Annotated in this window: 18 protein-coding genes; 12 read left to right on the top strand and 6 right to left on the bottom strand. The window is 71.1% G+C overall.

Annotated features, from left to right (window positions below):
- Window positions 1-96 precede the first annotated feature (96 nt).
- Entirely contained in the window at window positions 97-2652 is a 2556-nt protein-coding gene (locus AC0HS0_RS13615; RefSeq protein WP_472964579.1) for an ATP-dependent Clp protease ATP-binding subunit, read from the bottom strand.
- A gap of 116 nt (window positions 2653-2768) precedes the next feature.
- Between AC0HS0_RS13615 and AC0HS0_RS13610 the strand changes: the two genes are divergently transcribed.
- From AC0HS0_RS13610 to AC0HS0_RS13595, 4 genes are all read left to right on the top strand, one after another.
- Window positions 2769-3830, top strand: coding sequence for an NAD(P)/FAD-dependent oxidoreductase (locus AC0HS0_RS13610; protein ID WP_472964578.1), 1062 nt, complete (start codon window positions 2769-2771; stop codon window positions 3828-3830).
- Window positions 3831-3962: 132 nt separating this feature from the next.
- Window positions 3963-5531 carry a glycosyltransferase family 39 protein gene (locus tag AC0HS0_RS13605; protein WP_472964577.1) on the top strand — a complete coding sequence of 523 codons (1569 nt, stop codon included), beginning with the start codon at window positions 3963-3965 and terminating at the stop codon, window positions 5529-5531.
- On the top strand, window positions 5528-6208 hold the full coding sequence (locus AC0HS0_RS13600) for a DedA family protein (protein WP_472964576.1): 681 nt from the start codon (window positions 5528-5530) through the stop codon (window positions 6206-6208). The genes AC0HS0_RS13605 and AC0HS0_RS13600 overlap by 4 nt, the downstream gene beginning before the upstream one ends.
- Window positions 6209-6233: 25 nt before the next feature.
- Window positions 6234-7322, top strand: a complete 1089-nt coding sequence (locus AC0HS0_RS13595) for a DNA glycosylase AlkZ-like family protein (RefSeq protein WP_472964575.1) — start codon at window positions 6234-6236, stop codon at window positions 7320-7322.
- A 10-nt stretch (window positions 7323-7332) separates the two neighbouring features.
- Here the strand turns inward: AC0HS0_RS13595 and AC0HS0_RS13590 are convergent, their stop codons facing one another.
- Window positions 7333-8109, bottom strand: a complete 777-nt coding sequence (locus AC0HS0_RS13590) for an SDR family oxidoreductase (protein WP_472964574.1) — start codon at window positions 8107-8109, stop codon at window positions 7333-7335.
- A 102-nt stretch (window positions 8110-8211) separates the two neighbouring features.
- Between AC0HS0_RS13590 and AC0HS0_RS13585 the strand changes: the two genes are divergently transcribed.
- The 4 genes from AC0HS0_RS13585 to AC0HS0_RS13570 are packed head-to-tail and all read left to right on the top strand — an operon-like array spanning window position 8212 to window position 11528.
- Window positions 8212-9048: a helix-turn-helix transcriptional regulator gene (locus AC0HS0_RS13585; RefSeq protein WP_472964573.1), complete on the top strand. Its 837-nt coding sequence runs from the start codon at window positions 8212-8214 to the stop codon at window positions 9046-9048.
- 35 nt (window positions 9049-9083) lie between these two features.
- A complete protein-coding gene (locus AC0HS0_RS13580) occupies window positions 9084-9983 on the top strand; it encodes a prenyltransferase/squalene oxidase repeat-containing protein (RefSeq protein WP_472964599.1) in 900 nt (299 codons plus the stop codon).
- Window positions 9980-10687 carry a histidine phosphatase family protein gene (locus AC0HS0_RS13575; protein ID WP_472964572.1) on the top strand — a complete coding sequence of 236 codons (708 nt, stop codon included), beginning with the start codon at window positions 9980-9982 and terminating at the stop codon, window positions 10685-10687. The genes AC0HS0_RS13580 and AC0HS0_RS13575 overlap by 4 nt, the downstream gene beginning before the upstream one ends.
- The gene (locus AC0HS0_RS13570; RefSeq protein ID WP_472964571.1) at window positions 10674-11528 is read left to right on the top strand and encodes an NAD(P)H-hydrate dehydratase; all 855 of its coding nucleotides are present in this window, start codon (window positions 10674-10676) and stop codon (window positions 11526-11528) included. The genes AC0HS0_RS13575 and AC0HS0_RS13570 overlap by 14 nt, the downstream gene beginning before the upstream one ends.
- Here AC0HS0_RS13570 and AC0HS0_RS13565 read toward each other — a convergent pair.
- From AC0HS0_RS13565 to AC0HS0_RS13550, 4 genes are all read right to left on the bottom strand, one after another.
- Window positions 11525-11875, bottom strand: a complete 351-nt coding sequence (locus tag AC0HS0_RS13565; protein ID WP_472964570.1) for an ArsR/SmtB family transcription factor — start codon at window positions 11873-11875, stop codon at window positions 11525-11527. The genes AC0HS0_RS13570 and AC0HS0_RS13565 overlap by 4 nt on opposite strands.
- On the bottom strand, window positions 11872-12345 hold the full coding sequence (locus AC0HS0_RS13560; protein ID WP_472964569.1) for an SRPBCC domain-containing protein: 474 nt from the start codon (window positions 12343-12345) through the stop codon (window positions 11872-11874). The genes AC0HS0_RS13565 and AC0HS0_RS13560 overlap by 4 nt, the downstream gene beginning before the upstream one ends.
- Before the next feature lie 78 nt (window positions 12346-12423).
- Window positions 12424-14025, bottom strand: a complete 1602-nt coding sequence (locus AC0HS0_RS13555) for a SulP family inorganic anion transporter (protein ID WP_472964567.1) — start codon at window positions 14023-14025, stop codon at window positions 12424-12426.
- Window positions 14026-14029: 4 nt separating this feature from the next.
- Complete coding sequence (locus AC0HS0_RS13550; protein WP_472964566.1) at window positions 14030-16375, bottom strand: arylsulfatase; 2346 nt, start codon at window positions 16373-16375, stop codon at window positions 14030-14032.
- A 406-nt stretch (window positions 16376-16781) separates the two neighbouring features.
- On the opposite strand from AC0HS0_RS13550, the gene AC0HS0_RS13545 reads away from it, so the two are divergent.
- From AC0HS0_RS13545 to AC0HS0_RS13530, 4 genes are read left to right on the top strand one after another with little or no spacing between them, the layout of a single operon-like run.
- Window positions 16782-17261: an SHOCT domain-containing protein gene (locus AC0HS0_RS13545; RefSeq protein WP_472964565.1), complete on the top strand. Its 480-nt coding sequence runs from the start codon at window positions 16782-16784 to the stop codon at window positions 17259-17261.
- A 22-nt stretch (window positions 17262-17283) separates the two neighbouring features.
- Window positions 17284-19005, top strand: a complete 1722-nt coding sequence (locus tag AC0HS0_RS13540; RefSeq protein WP_472964564.1) for a SulP family inorganic anion transporter — start codon at window positions 17284-17286, stop codon at window positions 19003-19005.
- Window positions 18992-20236, top strand: coding sequence for an AI-2E family transporter (locus tag AC0HS0_RS13535; RefSeq protein WP_472964563.1), 1245 nt, complete (start codon window positions 18992-18994; stop codon window positions 20234-20236). The genes AC0HS0_RS13540 and AC0HS0_RS13535 overlap by 14 nt, the downstream gene beginning before the upstream one ends.
- Window positions 20237-20908, top strand: coding sequence for a GAP family protein (locus tag AC0HS0_RS13530; RefSeq protein ID WP_472964561.1), 672 nt, complete (start codon window positions 20237-20239; stop codon window positions 20906-20908).
- The last annotated feature ends 18 nt before the right edge of the window (window positions 20909-20926 follow it).

Raw genomic sequence — 20926 nt, 5'->3', positions numbered from 1 at the left:
AGCGACGGCGTGTTGGGACGAACCGTTCCGCGGGTAAATGCTTGCTGAACAAGCAGGAAGGCGCCGGCCCTCACGGACCGGCGCCTTTCGTCGCGTTTACGCGGCGGCGGCGAAGACCGCGCGGGGGCGCACGGTGAGGGCGTCGGCTGTCGCGTCGACGACGACGGTGCCGCCGTCGGCGACGTCGCCGGCCACCAGGAGTTCGGCGATGCGGTCGTCGACCTCGCGCTGGATGACGCGGCGGAGCGGACGGGCTCCGTACTCCGGCTCGTAGCCGGCGTCGGCGATCCACTGCACGGCGGCGTCGGTGACCTCGAAGCCGATGCTCCGGTGGGCCAGTCGGCCCGCCGTCGCCTGTAGCAGGAGGCGGACGATGTCGCGCAGCTGCTCGGCGTCCAGCTTGCGGAACAGCACGATCTCGTCGATGCGGTTCAGGAACTCGGGACGCATGGCCTCCCGCAGCTTGCCCATCACCCGGTCGCGGATGTCCTTGTCGGACGCGAACCCGTCGGAGCCCATCGGGACGAAGCCGAGCGCTCCGCTGCGGGACGCCAGGAACTCCGAACCGAGGTTGGAGGTCATGATGACGACCGTATTGCGGAAGTCGACCGTGCGGCCCTGGCCGTCGGTCAGGCGCCCGTCGTCGAGCACCTGCAGCAGCAGGTTGAACACGTCCGGGTGCGCCTTCTCGATCTCGTCGAACAGCACCACCGAGTACGGGTTGCGACGAACGCGCTCGGTCAGCTGGCCGGCCTCGTCGTAGCCGACGTATCCGGGAGGGGCGCCGACCAGGCGGGCGACCGTGTGGCGCTCGCCGAACTCGCTCATGTCGAACCGGATCATCGCCTTGTCGTCACCGAACAGCGACGACGCCAGCGACTTGGCCAGCTCGGTCTTGCCGACACCGGTCGGGCCGAGGAACAGGAACGAGCCGACGGGCCGGCGCTCGTCGCCGAGGCCGGTGCGGTTGCGGCGCACCGCCTTCGCGACGGCTGTCACCGCGTCCTCCTGACCGATCACGCGCTCGTGCAGCTCCGACTCGAGCGCGGCGAGGCGCTCGCGGTCGGCGTCGCCGATGCGCGACACCGGGATGCCGGTCGCACGCGAGATGATCGCGGCGATCTCCGCCTCGTCGACGATCGCGTCCACCGCAGCAGCAGCGGAGTGCCGGGCCGAGCCGAGCTCGTCGATCGAGCGCTGCACGGCCTCCATCTCGTCGCGGAGGCGCGAAGCCTCCTCGTAGTGCTCGCTCGCGACGGCGGAGTTCTTCTCGGACTCCAGGTTCGCCAGCTTCTGCATCAGCTCGGACGCATCGACACGCTTGCCCAGCGACAGGCGCAGACGGGCGCCCGCCTGGTCGATCAGGTCGATCGCCTTGTCGGGCAGGAAGCGGTCGGAGACGTAGCGGTTCGACAGCTCCACGGCCGCGCGGATCGCGTCGGGCGTGTAGCTGACGCCGTGGTGCTCCTCGTAGGCGGCGCGCAGGCCGTCGAGGATGAGCACCGCGTCCTCCACGCTCGGCTCGCCGACCGTCACCGGCTGGAAGCGGCGCTCCAACGCCGGGTCCTTCTCGATGCGGCGGTACTCCTTGAGCGTGGTGGCCCCCACCAGGTGGAGGTCGCCGCGCGCCAGCCGGGGCTTCAGGATGTTCCCCGCGTCCATCCCGCCGGACTCGCCGGACCCTCCGGCGCCGACCACGGTGTGCAGCTCGTCGATGAACACGATCAGCTCGTCTTTGCCTGCGCTGATCTCGTCCATGAGCTTGGTGAGCCGCTCTTCGAAGTCGCCACGGTACCGGGTGCCGGCCACCATCCCTGCGAGGTCGAGCGCGACGACCTTCTTGTCGCGCAGCTGCTCGGGCACGTCGCCGGCGACGATCGCGCGGGCCAGGCCCTCCACGATCGCGGTCTTGCCGACGCCGGCCTCGCCGACCAGCACGGGGTTGTTCTTCGTCCGGCGGGAGAGGATCTCGACGGTCTGCTCGATCTCGTCGAGTCGGCCGATGACCGGGTCCAGCCCGCCGTCGCGCGCGAGCGCGGTGAGGTCGGTGCCGAACTGATCGAGCATCGGGGTGGTGGAGTCGCTCGCGGCATCAGCGGAGGCGGTCTCGCCGCCGCCGACCGTCGCGGCCTGACGCATCGCGTTGGTGAGCGAGTCGGGAGTGACGCCGGCGGCCTGCAGGACCTGCCCGGCGGGCGCGTCCTGACCGATCACGAGCGCGAAGAAGAGGTGCTCGGGGTCGATGTAGGTCGAGCCGGAGGCGCGGGCGACCTGGTAGGCGTGGAACAGCGCGCGCTGAGCGGAGGCGGTGATCGAAGCGCCGTCGGCGTCGATGGCCTCGCCGGAGGCCGGGAGGCGCTGCTCGGCGGCAGCGGCGACCCCCGTCGGGTCCACGCCGATACGGCGCATGGCGTCGGACGCCGGCTCCTGCGCCGCCATCACGCGGAGGATGTGCAGGGAGTCGAGCTCGCGGTGGCCGTGCTCGAGGGCGTAACGGCCCGCCTCGGCGAGGAGCTCCTGGGTGCGGCGGCTGAGGAAGCGGCTGATGTCGATGGAGCGCGCGGCGCGGGCGCGCTCGCCCGCGAGGTAGCGCGAGAGGAACTCGTCGAACGAGTTCTCGCCACTGCCGTCGGGGGTGAAGTTCTCGGGCACTTGATCTCCAGTTTCTCAAAGTTGAGCTATGTGCACTCAAGTTCAACGCTGGGGTGGAAAGGTTATTCCCGCGGGCCGGAATCGGTGCCGTGCCGCCCCGGTGTACGGTCGGCCGTATGGAGAAGCCCCGCATCGTCGTCGTCGGAGACGGCGTCGCCGGCGCCGCGACCGCGTTCGCGCTGGCACGCCGGGGCGCGGCCGTCACGATCGTCGACGCCGGGCTGGTCGGTCGCGCGACCGACGCCGGGGCCGGGATCGTCCAGCCGTGGAGCACGTCTTCGGGCGGGGCGTTCTACGAGCTGTACTCGGCAGCGGCCGACTTCTACCCCGAGCTGATCGAGCGGCTGGCGGAGGCCGGTGTGCGCGAGATCGGCTACCGGCGCTCCGGAGCCCTCGTCGTCAACCGTGACGCGGCGGTGATCGACGACGTCGAGCAGCGCGTACGCGAGCGTGCGGCGGCCTCCCGCACGGCCGGCGATGTGCGCCGGATCGGCCCGGTCGCCACGCGGGAGCTGTTTCCGCCGCTCGCAGACGGTCTGCACGGCCTCCACATCGCCGGCGGCGCCCGTATCGACGGACGCGCACTGCGCACCGGGCTGCTCGACGCCGCGGCGGCGCTCGGCGCGACGCACCTGGAGGCGAGGGCCGACCTGACCGACGACGGCGCCGTCACCGTCGATGGCACCCGGCAGGCCGCCGACGCGATCGTCGTCGCGGCCGGGGCGTGGACCGACCGGGTCCTCCGGCCGCTCGGCGTGCGCACACGGGTGGAGCCGCAACGCGGACAACTCGTGCATCTGCGCGTCGACGCCGACACCCGCTCATGGCCTTCTGTCCATCCCGTGGCGCCGCACTACCTGGTCGCGTTCGACGCCGGCCGCATCGTGGCGGGAGCGACCAGGGAGACCGGCTCCGGCTTCGACGCGCGGGTCACCGCCGCGGGCGAACGGCAGGTGCTGGACGACGCCCTCGCGATCGCGCCCGGGCTGGCCGGAGCGAGCGTGATCGAGACCAGGGTCGGCCTGCGCCCGCTGCCGGAGGGCGACCTCCCGACCGTCGGGCCGGTGACCGGCCGGCCGGGGCTCTACGTCAACGCCGGGTTCGGGGCGGGCGGGCTGACGATGGGTCCGCTGGTGGGCGACCTGCTCGCCGAGCGCGTGCTCGCAGAGCGCGGCTGAGCTCTCCCGCCGAGCAGGCGGCGCCGTGGACTACGAGAGTCCATCCCCTGTTCACCGGCGTCTTGGACCTTTCTGGGGATCGGTGGGCTTGACTGGCGGCACGACGCTGATTCGAGAGGACGGTGCCGACCCATGTCTGTCACGATGCTGCGGCCGGCCCCCACCCGCAGGGCCGTGCGCGCGACCAGCCCCGCGGTGCTCGCGGCGACCTTCGGCGCGCTCGCCACCCTCCTGTCGGCCGTCGGCTCGTGGATCCCGTCGCTCTGGGGGGACGAAGCCACCAGCATCATGTCGGCCCAGCGCCCGGTGACATCGCTGTTCGCGATGCTGGCGCACGTCGATGCCGTCCACGGCACCTACTACCTCGGCCTCCACGTGTGGGGGCACTTCTTCGGTTTCTCGCCGTTCGCGGTGCGACTGCCGAGCGCGTTCGCGGTCGGGCTGGCGACGGCCGCGGTCGTCCTGCTGGCGATCCGGCTGCGCGACACGCGCACGGCGGTCGTCGCCGGCCTGGTCTGCGTGCTCCTCCCACGCGTCACGTACACGGGCGAGGAGGCCCGGTCGTTCGCCTTCTCGGCGGCGATCGTCGCCTGGCTGACCGTCCTCCTGCTCGCCGCGCTCCGCCGCGAGGATCCGCGCGCGGCGTGGTGGGTCGGCTATGGGGCACTGCTGGCGATCGGCACGTACGTGTTCCTCTACACGCTGCTCTTCGTCGTGGTGCACGGCGTGGTGATCGCGGCCTCCCGTGCCTCCCGGCGCGTGGTCCGCGCGTGGCTGGTCGCGGTGGGAGGCGCGGTGGTCGCCGCTGCCCCGCTGCTGATCACTGCCATCGGACAGCATCACCAGATCGCGTACCTCGGAGTCATCCCGCAGCTCGCGCCGCCGACGCTGTTCAGCGGGCTCTGGTTCGGCGGAGGCTGGCCGCTGGCGATCGCCGGCTGGGCGCTCATCGCTCTGGCGGTCGTGGAGGAGGCGCACCGGAGGGTGCTGGCCCGCCGGGCGCTGCCGATCGGCGGCCCGCGGTCGTCGCTGTTCCTGCCCGCGTCGCCTTCCGGGCCGTCGCTCGTGTTCGTCGGCCTCGTCTGGCTGCTGCTCCCGACGCTGATCCTGATCGCCCTGCAGCCGATCGTGCCCGACTTCACCGCACGGTACGTGTCGTTCTGCGCGCCCGCCGTCGCCCTCCTGATCGCGTGCGGCATCGACGACCTGCTGCGCTGGAGGCGGTGGGCCGGGGTCGTCGCGGGTGTGATGGTCCTCGCGCTCAGCGTTCCGCTCTACGTGGGCCAGCGCACGCTGTACGCCAAGAACGGCAGTGATTGGGCGGAGGTCTCGGCCGCCGTCGGCGCGAACGCGCACCCCGGAGACGCCGTCGTCTTCGACGAGAGCGCCCAGCCGTCGAAGCTGCCACGACTCGCGCTCCACGCCTACCCCGCCGGCTTCGCCCACACGGCCGACGTCACGCTCGCCGTGCCCTTCGCGAAGAACACGACGTGGCGGGACAGCGCGTACTCTGTGCGGCACGCGGCCGCGCTCGGCCGGTTCGAGGGCGTCGAGCGGGTCTGGCTGATCGAGTACGCCGCCACCTCGTCCACGCCGGACGGCTACGGCGTCGCCGACCTCACGGCGCTCGGCTTCCACAAGACGAGCACACGCATCACCACCCACCACGCAGTGGTGGCGCTCTATGAAAGGACCCGATGATCGTCCCGTCCCTCCTCCACACCGGCAGCGGGCTCGCCTACACCGGCCTGCTCGACCCGCAGGGCCTCATCCAGGCCGCGGGGCCGTGGGCGCTGCTCGGCGTCTGCGCGATCGTGTTCGCCGAGACCGGCCTCCTGCTCGGCTTCTTCCTGCCCGGCGACACCCTGCTCTTCTTCGCCGGGGTGCTCACCCTCACCGGGCGCATCCCGCAGCCGCTCTGGCTCGTCATCGTCGCCGTCGCGATCGCCGCGATCGCCGGAGGCGAGGTGGGTTACCTGATAGGCCGCAAGACCGGGCCAGCAGTGTTCGAGCGGAGGGAGTCGGGACTGTTCAGCCGCGCGAGCGTCGCGCGCACGCAGGGCTTCTTCGACCGGTGGGGCTCCGGAGCCGTCGTCGTGGCGCGGTTCGTGCCGGTGGTGCGGACGTTCGCGCCGGTCGCCGCCGGCGTCGGCCGGATGCGGTGGGCCGTCTTCAGCGCCTTCAACGTGATCGGGGCCGCGGTGTGGGCGGCCGCCGTCGTGCTCATCGGGTACGGCCTCGGCCACATCCCGGGCGTCGCGGACTTCGTGTCGAAGTATCTCGACCTCGTGCTCATCGCGATCGTGGTGCTCTCGGTCGGCCCCGTGCTCGTACGCGCCATCGCAGTGCGGCGGCGCCGCGCACGCGTCGACTCCTGACGGGGGTCACGGCTACCGTGGGGGCATGACCGTCACCCTCGATCGCGACGAAGCGCGGAGGATCGCCGTGCGGGCTCAGCGGCTCTCAGCCGATCGGCCGACGTCGCTCGTCCCGCTGGCGGAAGATCTCACGTTCCTGCAGCTCGACCCGACGGCGGCGATCGCGCCGAGCGCCGATCTGATCGCCTACTCGCGGCTCGGATCGGCGTACCGCCCCGAGCACCTGGCGGATGCGCTGGAGTCCGACCGGCTGCTCTACGAGGTCAAGGCGATGGACGACCCGGTGACCGCTCCGTTCGCGATGGTGCGGCCGGTCTCCGACCTCGGCCTCCACCTCGACCGGATGTCGCGCTGGCCGGAGGGGATGCCGCGCGCGGCCGCGTGGCTGGAGGCGAACGCCGACTTCCGCCGTGACGTGCTCGGGCTGCTGCGCGACAACGGCCCGACCCTCTCGAAAGACATCCCGGACACTGCCGCGGTGCCGTGGAGCTCGACCGGCTGGACGCACAACCAGAACGTCACCCGGCTGCTCGAGCTGCTGCAGGGCCGCGGGGAGGTCGCGGTCGCGGGCCGCGCGGGGCGCCAGCGCACGTGGGACCTGGGCGAGCGCGTCTACCCGTCGGGCATCGAGATCGTCCCGGAGGCCGAGGCCGGGCCGCTGCGCGACGAGCGGAGGCTGCGCGCGCTCGGGATCGCCCGCCGTGCGTTCGTCGGCGACGCCGGCGAGCCCGCGAAGGTCGACGGCAGCACGCGGGAGTGGCGCGTGGCCCCCGGGGGCGTCGGGCTCCCGTTCACCGGGCGCACCGCCCTGCTCTCGCCGTTCGACCGCCTCGTGCACGACCGGGTGCGCTCGCAGGAGGTGTTCGGGTTCGAGTACGTGCTCGAGATGTACAAGCCGGCTGCGAAGCGCCGCTGGGGCTACTTCGCGCTGCCGATCCTGCACGACGACCGGCTGATCGGCAAGCTCGACGCCGCCGCCGACCGCAAGGCGGGCGTGCTGCGGGTCGCGGCGCTGCACGAAGACGAGCCGTTCGCACCCGATGTGCGCGACGCCGTCCGCGCCGAGATCGACGCGCTCGCCGCCTGGCTCTCGCTCACGCCCGAGTACGCATGATCGAGGGGTGCTACGCGGCCGACTCGCCGCCGTGCGGGTCGGAGGCGTTGAGGACCTCGACCACCCGGTCGTAGTCGCCGCGGGCCTCCCCGTAGCGCAGGAACTTGACGCGCTCGACGTGCAGCTCGGTCGAGTTCGGCTGGGTCTCGATCAGCTGCATCACCTCGGCGACGAACTCGTCGAGCGGCATCGCGAATTCGCTCTCCTCTTGCCCGGGCAGCAGGCCCGTGCGCACCGCCGGCGGCACGAGCTCGACGACGCTCACCGACGTGTCGGCGAGCTGCAGCCGGATGCTCTCACTGAGCATGTGGATGGCCGCCTTGCTCGCGTTGTAGCTCGGCGTGACCTTGAGCGGTGTGAACGCCAGCCCGGACGAGACCGTGACGATAGTCGCATCGGGCTGCGTCTGCAGGTGCTCGACGAACGCCGCGATGAGGCGGATCGGCCCGAGCACGTTCGTGGTGACGACCGACTCGGCGGAGGCGAGGAAGCCATCGCGGCTGTGCCAGTCCTCCACGCGCATGATGCCGGCCATGGCGACCAGCACGTTCAGGTCGGGGTGCGCGACGAGCACGGCGCCCGCGGCCTCCCGGATGCTCTCGGCGTCGGCGGTATCGATGCGTACAGTGTCGATGCCCGGGTGCTCGGTGGCGATGCGCTCGAGCAGCTCGGCGCGACGGCCTCCGACGATGACGGTGTTGCCGCGCTCGTGCAGGGCGACGGCGAGGGCGAGGCCGATGCCACTGGTCGCGCCGGGGATGAAGACGGTGTTCCCTGTGATGTCCATGGCCTCCACTGTGCGGGCGTTCGCGCCCCGGCGGGAGCGGAGCGCTCATCGGGGGATCCGTGATCCCTGGCTCGACTGGGGGCGAGAGCGGATGATGGAGGAATGGATCGTGACGCCCTCGCCGACTTCCTCCGCCGCCACCGCGAGGCGCTGCGTCCGGAGGACGTCGGGTTGCCGTCCGGCCCGCGGCGCCGGGCCCCCGGTTTGCGCCGCGAGGAGGTCGCCCTCCTCGCGGCGATGTCGAACGACTACTACACCCGCCTCGAGCAGCGCCGCGGACCGCAGCCGAGCGACTCGATGCTGGCCTCCCTGGCGCGTGCGCTCCGGTTGACCGCCGACGAGCGCGACTACCTGTATCGCATCGCCGGCCACAACACCCCCGACCGGATCGGCGGCGCGCACGTGCCTCCGGCGCTGCAGCGGGTGCTCGACCGGCTCGACGACACGCCGGCCCTCGTGCTGTCCAACGTCGGCGAGACCCTGCTGCAGAATCGGATGGCGGTCGCCCTGCTCGGCGACCGCTCCGGCTACTCCGGGCTGGAGCGCAGCGAGTACTACCGCTGGTTCACCGATCCGGCCGCCGCCCGGGCGATGTACCCGGAGGCCGACCGCGACCGGCAGAGCCGTGCCCAGGTCGCCTCGCTGCGCGACGCGTACGGAGCGCTCGGCCCGCAGTCGCGCGCCGGCGAGCTGGTCCGGGCGCTGTTGGAGCGCAGCCCCGAGTTCGCGGCGCTGTGGGAGCGCCACGAGGTCGCGCGCCGGTTCGAGGACCACAAGACGCTCCTCCACCCCGAGCTCGGCGCGATCGAGCTCGACTGCCAGGCCCTGTTCACCGAAGACCAGTCGCAGTGCCTGCTCGTGCTCACCGCGCCGCCGCGCACCGAGGCGGCGGAGAAGCTGGCGCTGCTCGCGGTGCTGGGCACGCAGTCCTTCGCCTGAGCGTCGTCGAGAGTACCGTGGCCGCCGTGGATGTCATGGACTGGCTTCTGGACGGCGACCCGGCGATCCGCTGGCAGGTGCGGCGCGACCTGCTCCACGATCCGGACGACGTCGTCGCAGCGGAGCGGGCGAAAGTGGAGACCGAAGGCTGGGGCGCGGAGCTGCTCGACCTCCAGCGGGAGGACGGCACGTGGGGCGAGGGCGTGTGGACGCAGCAGGACCGGCTCGGCGTCGACGACGCGATGCTGCTGCTCGCTCTGCTCGGGCCTCCGGAGGGCGGCGAGCGCACCCGCATCGCGGTCGACCGGGTGGTGCGCCAGGTGGACTGGGGCGAGGAGTGGTGGAATCATCCGTTCTTCGACGGCGAGGTGGAGCCGTGCATCAACGGTCGCGTGCTCGTCGCCGGCGCGCGGTTCGGGCATCCCAGCGAGCTCATCGTCGAACGACTGCTGAACGAGCAGCAGACCGACGGCGGCTGGAACTGCTACGCCGAGACCCGCACCGACCCCGGCTCGTTCCACAGCACGATCTGCGCGCTGGAGGGTCTGGTCGCCTACCGAGACGCAGGAGGCCCCACCGACGTGAGCGGCGCGATCGAACGCGGCCATGACTACCTGCTGTCCCGCGGCCTGATGCGCCGCCGCAGCGACCACTCGCTGATCAAGGAGAGCTGGCTCGAGTTCAGCTTCCCGTACTACTGGTCGTTCGACGTGCTGCGCGGCCTCGACCATCTGCGGGCGGCCGGGGTGCCGGCCGATGGGCGCGTGGCGGAGGCCGTCGACGTCGTCGCCTCGCGCCGGCAGCCCGACGGGCGGTGGCTGCTCGACCACGAGCACTCGGGGCGTGCGTTGCTCGACATGGAGGCCGTGGGCGAGCCGAGCCGGTGGAACACGCTGCGCGCCCTGCGCGTGCTGGAGTGGGCGGGCCGCTCGTGACGGCTCGGCTCCTGCTCATCCGTCATGGCGAGAGCACCGCGAACGTGGCGGCGGCCGCTGCCGAGGCCGGCGGGGCCGAGGCGATCGCCGTGGAGGCGCGCGACGCGGACGTGCCGCTGTCGGCGCTGGGCGAACGCCAGGCGTCGACGCTCGGGCAGGCACTGCACGACCACGCGGTCTCCGCTGCCGAGTGCTTCAGCTCGCCGTACCTCCGCGCCGTGCAGACCGCGCACGCCGCCGGCGTCGATCGGCCGGCGCTCCGGCTGGACGAGCGGCTGCGCGACCGGGAGCTCGGCGTCATCGACGCGCTGACCGCGCTCGGCGTCGAGCGTCGGCTGCCGCTGGAGGCCGAGCGTCGGCGCTGGCTCGGCAAGTTCTACTACCGGCCTCCGGGCGGGGAGTCGTGGGCGGACGTCGCACTGCGCGTGCGGTCGTTCCTGCGCGACCTCCCGGCCGGTGACGGCACGGCGGTGATCTTCACGCACGACGCCGTCGTGAGCGTGTTCCTCTTCGTGCTGCTCGGGATGACCGAGGACGAGCTGACCGACTTCTTGCGCACGCGCCCGGTGACGAACGCGTCGGTGACCGTGCTGACGCGCGGCGCCGACGGCTGGCGGGTCGACGCGTTCGCCGACGACACGCACCTCGCCGAGGTCGGAGTGCCGGCGACCGAGCACCCGGGGAACGCACGTGCCGACGCCTGAGCGCATCACCGCCGGCTTCCTCCGCGCGTGGCCGCTGCCCGACCCCGGCGGGTCGAAGTACGCACGCGGCCAGGTGCTGGTCGTCGGAGGCTCGCGCCGCTCCCCCGGCGCCGCCCTCCTCTCCGGCCGGGCGGCCCTGCGGGTCGGAGCCGGACGGCTGACGCTGGCGGTCGGCGAGAGCACGGCCGTCGCCACGGCGGTGGCGCTGCCCGAGAGCGGCGTGGTGCCGCTCCCGGAGTCGCACGGCGGCAGCGTGCGCGGTTCCGGCCTCCGGACCGCCGCAGCGGACCTGGCCGGCGCTGACGCCGTTCTCGCCGGCCCGGGCCTGGACGACGCGGGTGAGACGGCGAAGATGCTCCGCCTCCTCGCACGCACCACCTCGCCCGAAGCCACCCTCGTGCTCGACGCCTACGCGCTGGGCGCGCTGGCCGGACACCCGCGGCTCGCGGGACACCGCCGTCGCATCCTCACGCCCAACACCGAGGAGGCGGAACGGCTGCTGGGCCGGCGCCTGCGCGACCGCGACGCCGACACCCTGGCCATCGCCCACCGCTACGGCGCCGTCGTGAGCTGCTTCGGCCTGATCGCCTCCCCCGACGGCCGCCTGCTCACCGTCGGCGACGGCGTCCCCGGCCTCGGCACCTCGGGCAGCGGCGACGCGCTGTCGGGCGCCATCGCCGGCCTCGCCGCCCGCGGCTGCGAGCCGCTGCAGGCCGCGGCATGGGGGACGTACCTCCACGTCGCGGCCGGCGTCTCGCTGTCGAAGAGCGTCGCCCCGCTGGGGTTCCTGGCGTCGGAGATCGTGGACCGGCTGGCGCACGAGCTGGCCGAGGTGGGCTAGGCGCCCGAGCCCTCGGGTCCGGACTCCCCCTCCGGCCGCTCCGCGATCTCGCGGATGACGGCCAGGCGGCGATCCCACGCGGCCCCGATGGCGTCGAGCCGGCTCGCGGTGTCGCGCAGGTGCGCGCCGAGCACGCGGTATTGCACCTCGCGGCCCGACCGCACGGGCTCCACCAGCCCGGCCTCGCGCAGCACGCCGAGGTGCTTGGCGATCGCCTGGCGGCTGATCGGGAGGCTTCCGGCGAGGGCGGACGCCGACGCGTCCCCCTCCCCGAGCGCCTCCAGCACCCGCCAGCGGCTCTCGTCGCCGAGCGCCGCGAGCACCGGCACCAGGTCGGTCGTCGTCACGCGCCGGCCTCGGCCAGCGCCACGAGCTTGTCGAGCTCGAACGTCCATCCCGCGCTGTGGCTCGTCATGTTGGCGGCCGCATCCGAGGTGCGCTCGAAGCCGGTCTCGACGACCGTCAGCCGCGTGCCTCCCGGCACGGCCTCGAGAGTGAAGGTGAAGGAGGTCGCGGTGCCGTCGTCGAACTCGGCGGGAGGATCGCCCAGCGCGTCGTCGTTGTTCCACAGATACGTGACGCTGCGCGGCTCGTCGATGGCCTCGACGCGCAGCGGCAGCCGGCGCCCGGGGAAGGTCATCGACCCCTCGGCGCCTCGCCCTGTTCCGTCGAGTTCGACCCGGCCGAACCATTCGGAGATGTGCTCCGGCTCGGTGACCGCCGCCCACACCCGCGGCACCGGGGCCGCGATGTGGATCGTGCGGCGGACGGCGAAGGACTCGTCGTCGATGACCGCTGACTCGTTCGCAATGCTCATGATCTCTCCTGTCGTCGGTTCATGTGCAATGCAATGGTTGCAGATTGCTCAGCGTATTGCAACCTTTTGGTTGCATTTTCAGAGAACTCGGCCCTCCGCCTCCAGCCCCTGGAACCACTTGGTGCGCGCGGCGACCGCGTGCGCAGCAGAGGGGAGGCCGCGCACGCGGAGTCGCACGCCGCGACCGGCGAGCTCCTGGTCGAGGTTCTGGAGGGCGAGGATGACCGTCACCGAGATGTCCTGCAGCGTGGAGCAATCGAGGGTCAGCTCGGTGACCTCGCCGACGGCGCGGGCGGCGTCGACCGCGTCGAGGATGGTCTGCTCGGTCGCGAGGACGTTGGCGGTGTAGAGCGGGCCGAGCAGGCTGACCGCCATGCGGCCTCCCGCGGTCTCGTCGACCCGGACGCGCGGCTTGTTGAGCGCGGCGAGCAGCAGCACCAGCGTGAACAGCACCCCGACCGCGACGGCGGCGAGCAGCCCGGCGGTCAGGCCGATGACCGTGGTCACCAGGCAGATGGCGAAATCGCGTCTGCTCACCCGCCAGAGCAGCACGAGATCTTTCACGTCGATCAGCCCGAACACCGCGACGAAGACGAGCGCGGCCAGCGTCGCCTGCGGCAGCAGGCTGATCACCGGCCCGAGGAAGAGCCCGATCAGCAGCGCGAGCACGACGGTGACGAGCGCGGCGAGCTGCGAGCGCGCGCCCGCCGCCTTGTTCACCGCACTCTGCGAGAAGCCGCCGGCGGCGGGCAGCGTCTGGAACCAGCCGCCCAGCAGGTTCGCCATGGCGGTCGCGAACAGCTCCCGGTTGCTGTCGATACGTGGGTCGTCCAGTTCGCGGATACCGCGCGCCACGGCTGCGGACTCCAGGAACGCCATCACGGCGATCGCGAGCGCACCGGGGACCAGCTGGAAGACGTGATCGAGACTCGGCAGGGCCGGCAGCGGGAACGCCCGCGTGACCGGCGTGATGAGCGCCACATCGGCCGAGCGGAGGCCGCCGAACGCGACCAGCAGGATCCCTGCCGCCACGACGATCAGCGGTCCGGGTACGCGCGGAAGGAAACGCTTGAACAGGAACAGCGCGGCGACCGACACGGCCGAGAGCACGGTCGTCACCGGGTTGGCGTGCGGGATCGCCGCGATGACCGCGTTGACGCTGTGGATGAAGCCGTTGCCCGTCGGCGCGTCGGTCTCCCCCAGCAGCTTGGGCAGCTGCCCCACCGCCACCGTGGCGCCGACCCCGATCTGGATGCCGAGCAGTGTCGGCTTGTTGATGATCTCGACCAGAGTGCCGAGCCGCAGCAGCCGCGCCAGCAGCAGGGCGACGCCGACGAGCAGCGTCAGCGTGATCAGGTCGCGCGGGATGGCGTGCGAGTTCGCCACCACCCCCGCCGAGACGAACGTCGTCGCCGTGAGCGTGGCGATGGTGGAGGTCGTGGAGACGCTCATCGCGCGCGAGCCGCCGAGGAACGCGTACACGGCCATCGGCACCGTGGCCGTGTAGAGGCCGGCCTCCACCGGCAGGTCGGCGATGGTCGCGTACGCCATCGCCTGCGGCACGACCACGGCGCCCGCCGACACGCCCGCCAGGATGTCGCGGCCGAGCCACTCCCGGCGGTAGCCCGCCAGGGTCGGCAGCAGCCACGACCGCCGGGCGGTCGCGGGCGCGCTGGTCATCGCTTCAGTCTCGCGCCATGGCGGCGGCCAGGTGCGCCTCCACATCCACGTAGGCGTCGTCGGCGATGTCGAAGACGACCTTGACGATCTCGCCGCCGGTGTATTCGAAGCGCGAGCCCTCGTACAGCTTCGATACGGCGTCGCCGGAGTCGTAGCCGATGCAGAGCCCCTCGCCGCACAGCGAGAAGTGGCCGAGGACCGTGTGGATCTCCTGCTCCGCGACCTTCTCGTCGTCGATGTACAGGGCGAGCGGCCCGATCGCCTCCCGGTACTCGCCTGTGCGCTCCTTCGTGAACGAGACGCCCAGGACGTGCTTGCCGGCGGGCGGCACCGGGGCCGACACCACGTTCTCCGGAGGGATGCCGAGGAAGTTGTAGACGTAGTACACCTGACCGTCCTTGACGAACAGGCTGTGACCACCGAAGCGCGAGCCCTGGGCGAAGATGACGCCCTCCGTGTCGGCCGTGGTCTCGACCTCGGCGAGCACCTTGTACGAGACGCCGTGCGTATTCGCCGACGAACGCTCGGGAACCTCGCTGGTCCCCGGGTAGTACGTGTACTGGCCGCTCGGAGGCACGGGGATCTTGAACTCCATGTTGATGAAGGTCTCGAAGTCCTTCGGGTTGCCGATGATCTGGAGGTCGTTGAGCGGCAGCACGTCGTTCCGCTTCGCCTCCGCCATCCACAGGGCCTTCAACTCCTCCACCTTGTCGGGGTGCTCGGCGGCGACGTCGTGCGCCTCCGACCGGTCGACGTCGGTGTGGAACAGCTGCCAGGTGTCGCTCGGGAAGTCCCCACGACCGCTCACCGGGCCGTGCTCGGTGACCGCCTTCCAGCCTTCGTGCCAGATGCCGCGGTTGCCGAACATCTCGAAGTACTGCGTCTGCTTCGTGGTGGCGCCGTCGGCCGCCGCGTCGAAGCTGTACGTCATCGGGATGCCGTCGAGCGGACGCTGCTCGACCCCGTTGTAGGTCGCGGGCAGCTCCACGCCGCAGACGTCGAGGATGGTCGCGACGATGTCGGTCGAGTGGTGGTACTGGTTGCGCACCTCGCCGCGCGCCTGGATGCCCTTCGGCCAGGAGATCACCAACGGGTCGCACACGCCGCCCTGGTAGACGTACCGCTTGAACATCCGGTACGGCGTCGAGAACGCCGCCGCCCAGCCGGTCGGGTAGTGGTTGTACGTATCGGGCGAGCCGAGCTTGTCGACCATGCGGAGGTTCTCCTGCAGGTCGTCGGGATAGCCTCCGAAGATCTTGCCCTCGTTGACCGAGCCGTTCGGGCTGCCCTCACCGGAGGCGCCGTTGTCGGCGCAGTAGATGATGAGCGTGTCGTCGAGCTGACCCGACTCCTCCAGGTAGTCGACGATGCGACCGACCTGCGCGTCGGTGTACTCCGAGAACCCGGCGTAGACCTCCGCCATCCGCGAGAACATCGCGCGCTCCTCGGCGTTCAGCTCGCCCCAGGGGCGCACTTCGTCGCTCTCGGAGAACGTCCCCGGAGGCATCGGGTTGAGCTCGGTCAGCTCGGTGCCCTCGGGCAGGAGGCCCTTCTCGATCATCCGCGGCAGCACCCACTCGCGGTAGGCCTCGTAGCCGTCGTCGAAGACACCCTTGTACTTGTCGATGTACTCCTGCGGCGCATGGTGCGGGGCGTGGTTCGCCCCGGGGCAGAACCAGAGGTACCAGGGCTTGTCCGGTTCGGTCTGCTTGACGTCGCGCAGCATCCGCAGCGCCTGGTCGGCGAGGTCCTTCGACAGGTGGTAGCCCTGCTCCGGCAGGTACGGCTGGTCGATGTAATGGTTGTCCTCCGCCAGCGACGGATACCAGTTGTTCGTCTCGCCGCCGACGAAGCCGTAGAAGCGGTCGAAGCCCTGCGCCAGCGGCCAGTTCTTCTTGCTCGCCCCCGCGGTCCACTCGTCGATCGGGACGTTGTGGTTCTTGCCGACCCAGAAGGTGGCCCAGCCGGCGTCGCGCAGCAGGCTCGCCATCGGCACGTTGCTCGGCGGGATGTGCGAGTTGTAGCCGGGGAAGCCGGTCGACGACTCCGAGATCGTGGCGAAGCCGTTGGAGTGATGGTTGCGCCCGGTGAGCAGGGTCGACCGGGTCGGCGAGCACAGCGCGGTCGTGTGCCATTGCGTGTAGGTCAGACCGTTCGCCGCCAGTCGCTCCATCGTCGGCATCTGGATGCGCCCCCCGTACGTCGACCAGGCCGCCTGACCGGTGTCGTCGTAGAGCACCAGCAGGACGTTCGGCGAGCCCTCCCTCGCCTTCGGCGGGAGGAAGGCGTCCCAATCCGACACCGAGTCCCGCACGTCGAGTTCGATCTTTCCCTGGAATTCTCTGGTCACTGCGCAACCCCCTCGTTGCGCGACACGTTAACGAAGACGGTCCCATGGCGTCTAGACCGGTATGGACGAGGAAGCGAACGGCGAGCGGGCGCCGTCACGCCGCGCGGTGCTCGCCGCCGCCGCAGGCTGGTCGCGTTCGGCGGAGCCTTCCTGGAGTCGCCCGCGTTCGCGGCCGGCATGCCGAGTCTGGGGCGGGTGAACAGCCTCGAGGAAGCGGTGTTCTCCGGCGGCCCCTCGATGGCCGACGAGCAGAAGTCGATCGGCGAGTCGCTCGCCGAGATCCGGTCGGCGGTGACCCGGAAGCACTGACACCGGGCCCGGAAACTCCTCTAGACGCGATTCCCTCCTCCGCGTTACTCTCAGCCCACATCCAGGCTCGATCGAGCCCGGCAGGAGGGGTAACGACATGGACTGGAACAATTTCTGGAACGTCATCTGGCTGTTCTTCTGGAGCTTCGCGTTCATCGCGTACCTGTTCGCGCTGTTCGCCATCATCAGTGACCTGTTCCGCGACCACAAGCTCAATGGATGGTGGAAGGCGCTCTGGATCATCTTCCTGATCTTCGTGCCGTTCCTCACCGCGCTGGTCTACCTGATCGCGCGCGGACCGGGGATGGCGGAACGCAGCCAGAAGGAGGCGCGCCAGGTGCAGCAGAGCACCGACGCGTACATCCGGCAGGTGGCCTCCAGCAGCCCTGCCGACGAGATCGCCAAGGCGAAGGCGCTCCTGGACGCCGGGACCATCACCCCCGAGGAGTTCGCCCACCTGAAGAGCGTCGCCCTCGGCCACCAGGCCGCCGCCGGAGCGCACGCGGCGCCCGCTGCGCCCGCTGCTCCTGCCGCGCCGTCGGCTCCGACACCGCCGCCGGCAGCGCCCACGGCGTGACCGAACGGGCTCGGTGACTGACGTGACCGACCCGACCGCAGCGGCGCCGGGGTCCTTCAGGGCTCCGGCGCCGCGGCGCACCCGCATCCGGCCGCTCGCCGGCCTGACGCCTCAGAACGCCGTCCGCGAAGTGCTCGCGGGCGTCACCCTGCTCGCCATCGCGATCCCGCTGAACATCGGCTACGCGCAGATCGCGGGCCTCCCAGCCACCGCCGGTCTGTACTCGCTGGTGGTGCCGGCCGTGTTCTATGCCCTGACGGTGTCGTCGCGCCAGCTCGTCGCGTCGCCGGATGCCGCCGCAGCCGCTCTCGTGGCGTCCTCCCTCGGCGGCCTCGCCGTCGCGGGCCACGAAGACTACATAACGCTCGCCCTCGCCCAGGCCCTCATCTGCGGCGTCCTCTTCCTGCTGTGCTCGTTCTTCAAGCTCGGCTTCCTGGCGAACTTCCTGTCCAAGCCGATCCTGGTGGGCTTCGTCGGAGGCCTCGCGCTCGACATCCTGGTCTCGCAGGTGGCCAAGATGCTCGGTGTGAAGATCGACTCCGGCGGCGAGTTCGTCGAGAAGCTCGGCGGCTTGGTCGCCGGACTGCCGACGATCAACGTCTGGTCCCTGCTGATCTCGCTCGGCTCGCTCATCGTGCTCCTCGTCGGGCGGCGGATCGCCGCAGCGGTGCCGTGGGCGCTCGTCGTGCTCATCGTCGCGACCATCGTCGTCGTGCTCTCCGGGGCGGAGAAGGCCGGCGTCGACGTTCTGGGCACGGTGCAAGCCGGGCCTCCCACCCTCACCTGGCCGGTGATCGAGTGGACCCAGTGGCTGGCCCTCATCCCGTCAGCCATCGCCCTCACCGTCGTCACCATGGGCGAGGGCCTCCTCGTCTCCCGCTCCTACGGCGAGAAGCGCAACTACCCCACCCGCCCCGACCGCGACCTCTTCGCGTTCGGCGTCGCCAACCTCGGCGCCGGCGTCAGCGGAGGCTTCACCGTCGGATCGTCGACCTCGCGCACCGCGGCGATGGACCAGGCCGGCTCGCGCACGCAACTGCCGTCGCTCGTCACCGCCCTCGGCACACTCATCCTGCTGCTCTTCGGCACGGCGCTCCTGGAGGACATCCCCTCCCCCGCCATCGGCACCATCGTCGCTGTGGCGGTCGTCCCGCTGCTCGGGATCCCCGACTTCGTCCGGCTGTGGAGGCTCGACCGGTTCGAGTTCGCGATCGGCGCCGCGTGCTTCCTCGGCGCGCTGTTCATCGGGCCGATCGCGGGCATCGTCATCGCGTTCGTGCTCGCCGTGATCAACGTCACGCGACGGGCCGCGAACCCGCCGATCGACACGCTCGCCGCCGACGGCGACCCCGAGCACTCCCTCCTGGATGCCGCACCCGCCGGCGCGGCGACCGTGCCGGGCGTCGTGGTCGTGCGGCTCGCCGCTCCGCTGTTCTTCGCGAACTCGACCTCTTTCGAGAAGGCTGTGGAGCGGGCGGTGCGCGACACCGGAGCGACCCACGTCGTCCTCGACATGGAGGCCGTCACCGACGTCGACGTGACCGGCGCCGAGTCGTGGGAGACGGTTCACGCCTTCCTCACCGCCCACGGTGCCGACCTCGCGCTCAGCCGCGTGCGTCCCGGCATCCGCGAGCGTCTCCAGCACCTCGAGCTGCTCGACGGGGTGCGCTTCTTCGACACCAACCGGGAGGCCATCATGGCGCTCCAAGCACATCCCGAAGGCTCAGATCATGGCCGCCGTTAGCGGTGTCTGGCCGTTCCGCCGCCGCACCCGGGCTCCGGAGGCGGCGCCGCCGTCCGGTCCGGATCCCGATCAGGAGGCGAACGCCGCCGACGGACGCGCGGTGCGCATCCTGCTCGGCGTCGCGGGCGGGGTGGTCATCGCGATCGGGATGCACGCCATCGCCGGCATCCTCGCTCCCACGCTGCTCGCCCTCATCCTCGTCATCTGCGCGCAGCCCGTGCGTGTCTGGCTGGAACGCCACGGAACGCCGTCCGGGGTCGCCACCGGGGCCGTCGCGCTCACGACGTTCGCACTGCTCGCCGGGTTCGTCGCCCTGCTGATCATCGCGATGGCGCAGTTCGTCGGAATGCTCCCCCAGTACAAGGCACAGTTCGAGCAGCTCGGCAAGCAGATCGCGGATTGGCTCGCGAGCGTCGGCGTCAGCACGCAGGACCTCCAGACCCTGACGCACGGTTTCGACCCGAGCAAGATCCTGAACGTGTTCAGCGGTCTGCTCGGTGGCGCCTTCGGCCTGGTCACGTTCGGCGTGATCGTGCTGACCATGCTCATCCTGATGCCCGCCGATGCCGCCTACACGCCCACCCTCCTCCGTCAGTTGAAGCCCACCAAGCCGAACCTCGTGTACGCGATGTCGGGCTTCGCGCACAGCGTGCGCCGCTACATGGTGGTGACCACCGTGCTCGGCATCGTGCAGGGCGTGATCAACGGCATCGCACTGTGGATCCTCGGGGTGCCTGCCGCGCTGCTCTGGGCGATCCTGTCGTTCCTGTGCAGCTTCATCCCCAACGTCGGCTACTTCCTGGCGCTCGTGCCTCCGCTGGTGTTCGGCTACCTCATCGGCGGCTGGGGCACCGTGATCGCGATCATCGTCATCTACGGCATCGTCAACGCGGTCGTCCAGTCGATCGTGCAGCCTAAGGTTGTCGGCAACGCAGTCTCGCTCAGCCAGACGCTCACCTTCTTCTCGGTGCTGCTCTGGGCCGTCGTCCTCGGCGCGATCGGCGCCATCCTCGCCATCCCGCTGACGCTGCTGTTCCGGGCGATCCTGGTGGACTCCGATCCGCGCGCACGCATCTGGCGCGGCGCCCTCGGCGACCTGCGAGAGACCAAGGACCTGATGAAGGAGGATGCCGCAGCGGCGAAGGCCGAGCGGAAGTCCGCGAAGCTCGCCAAGCATGGAGGACCAGGGAGCATCGACGACGGGCGCACCGACCACAGGATCGAGGGCTGAATGGGAGGCGCGATCGGCGACACCCTGCCGCTCGCACTGGGCATAGCGATCAGCCCGGTGCCGATCATCGCGGCGATCCTGATGCTGCTGTCGCCCCAGGCGCGCGGCACGAGCGTGGGCTTCCTGATCGGCTGGGTGCTGGGCATCGTCGTCGCGGTCGTCGTCTTCACGTTGCTCTCCGGACTCATCCCGGCGAGCGACCCGGACGCCGCCAAGCCGATCGCCGGCACGATCAAGATCATCCTGGGAGCGCTGCTCCTGCTTCTGGCCCTCCGGCAGTGGAGGTCGCGCCCGAGAGCGGGTGAGGCGGCCGCCCTCCCGAAATGGATGGGCGCCATCGACTCGATGACCGCCGGCCGCGGGTTCCTGCTCGCCTTCCTCCTGGCGGCGGTGAACCCGAAGAACCTGCTGCTCGCCGCGGGCGCCGGCGTCGCCATCGGCACGGCCGGCCTGTCGGTGGGGTCGGCCGCCGTCGTCATCCTGGTGTTCGTGCTCATCGCCTGCTGTTCGGTCGCGATCCCGGTGATCGGCTACCTGGTGGCCGCGGACGCCCTGCGCGGTCCGCTCGACTCGCTGCGCGGCTGGCTCGTGCAGAACAACGCGACCGTGATGGCGGTGCTGCTGCTGGTGATCGGGGTCGTGCTTGTGGGCAAGGGGATCGCGAGCTTCTGAGGCTGGGCTGCGGCGACA

The organism is Leifsonia sp. PARNA 1/14, from assembly GCF_055720965.1.
The sequence above is the reverse complement of the archived record's forward strand: the minus strand, read 5'-3'. Positions and strand labels throughout refer to the sequence as shown.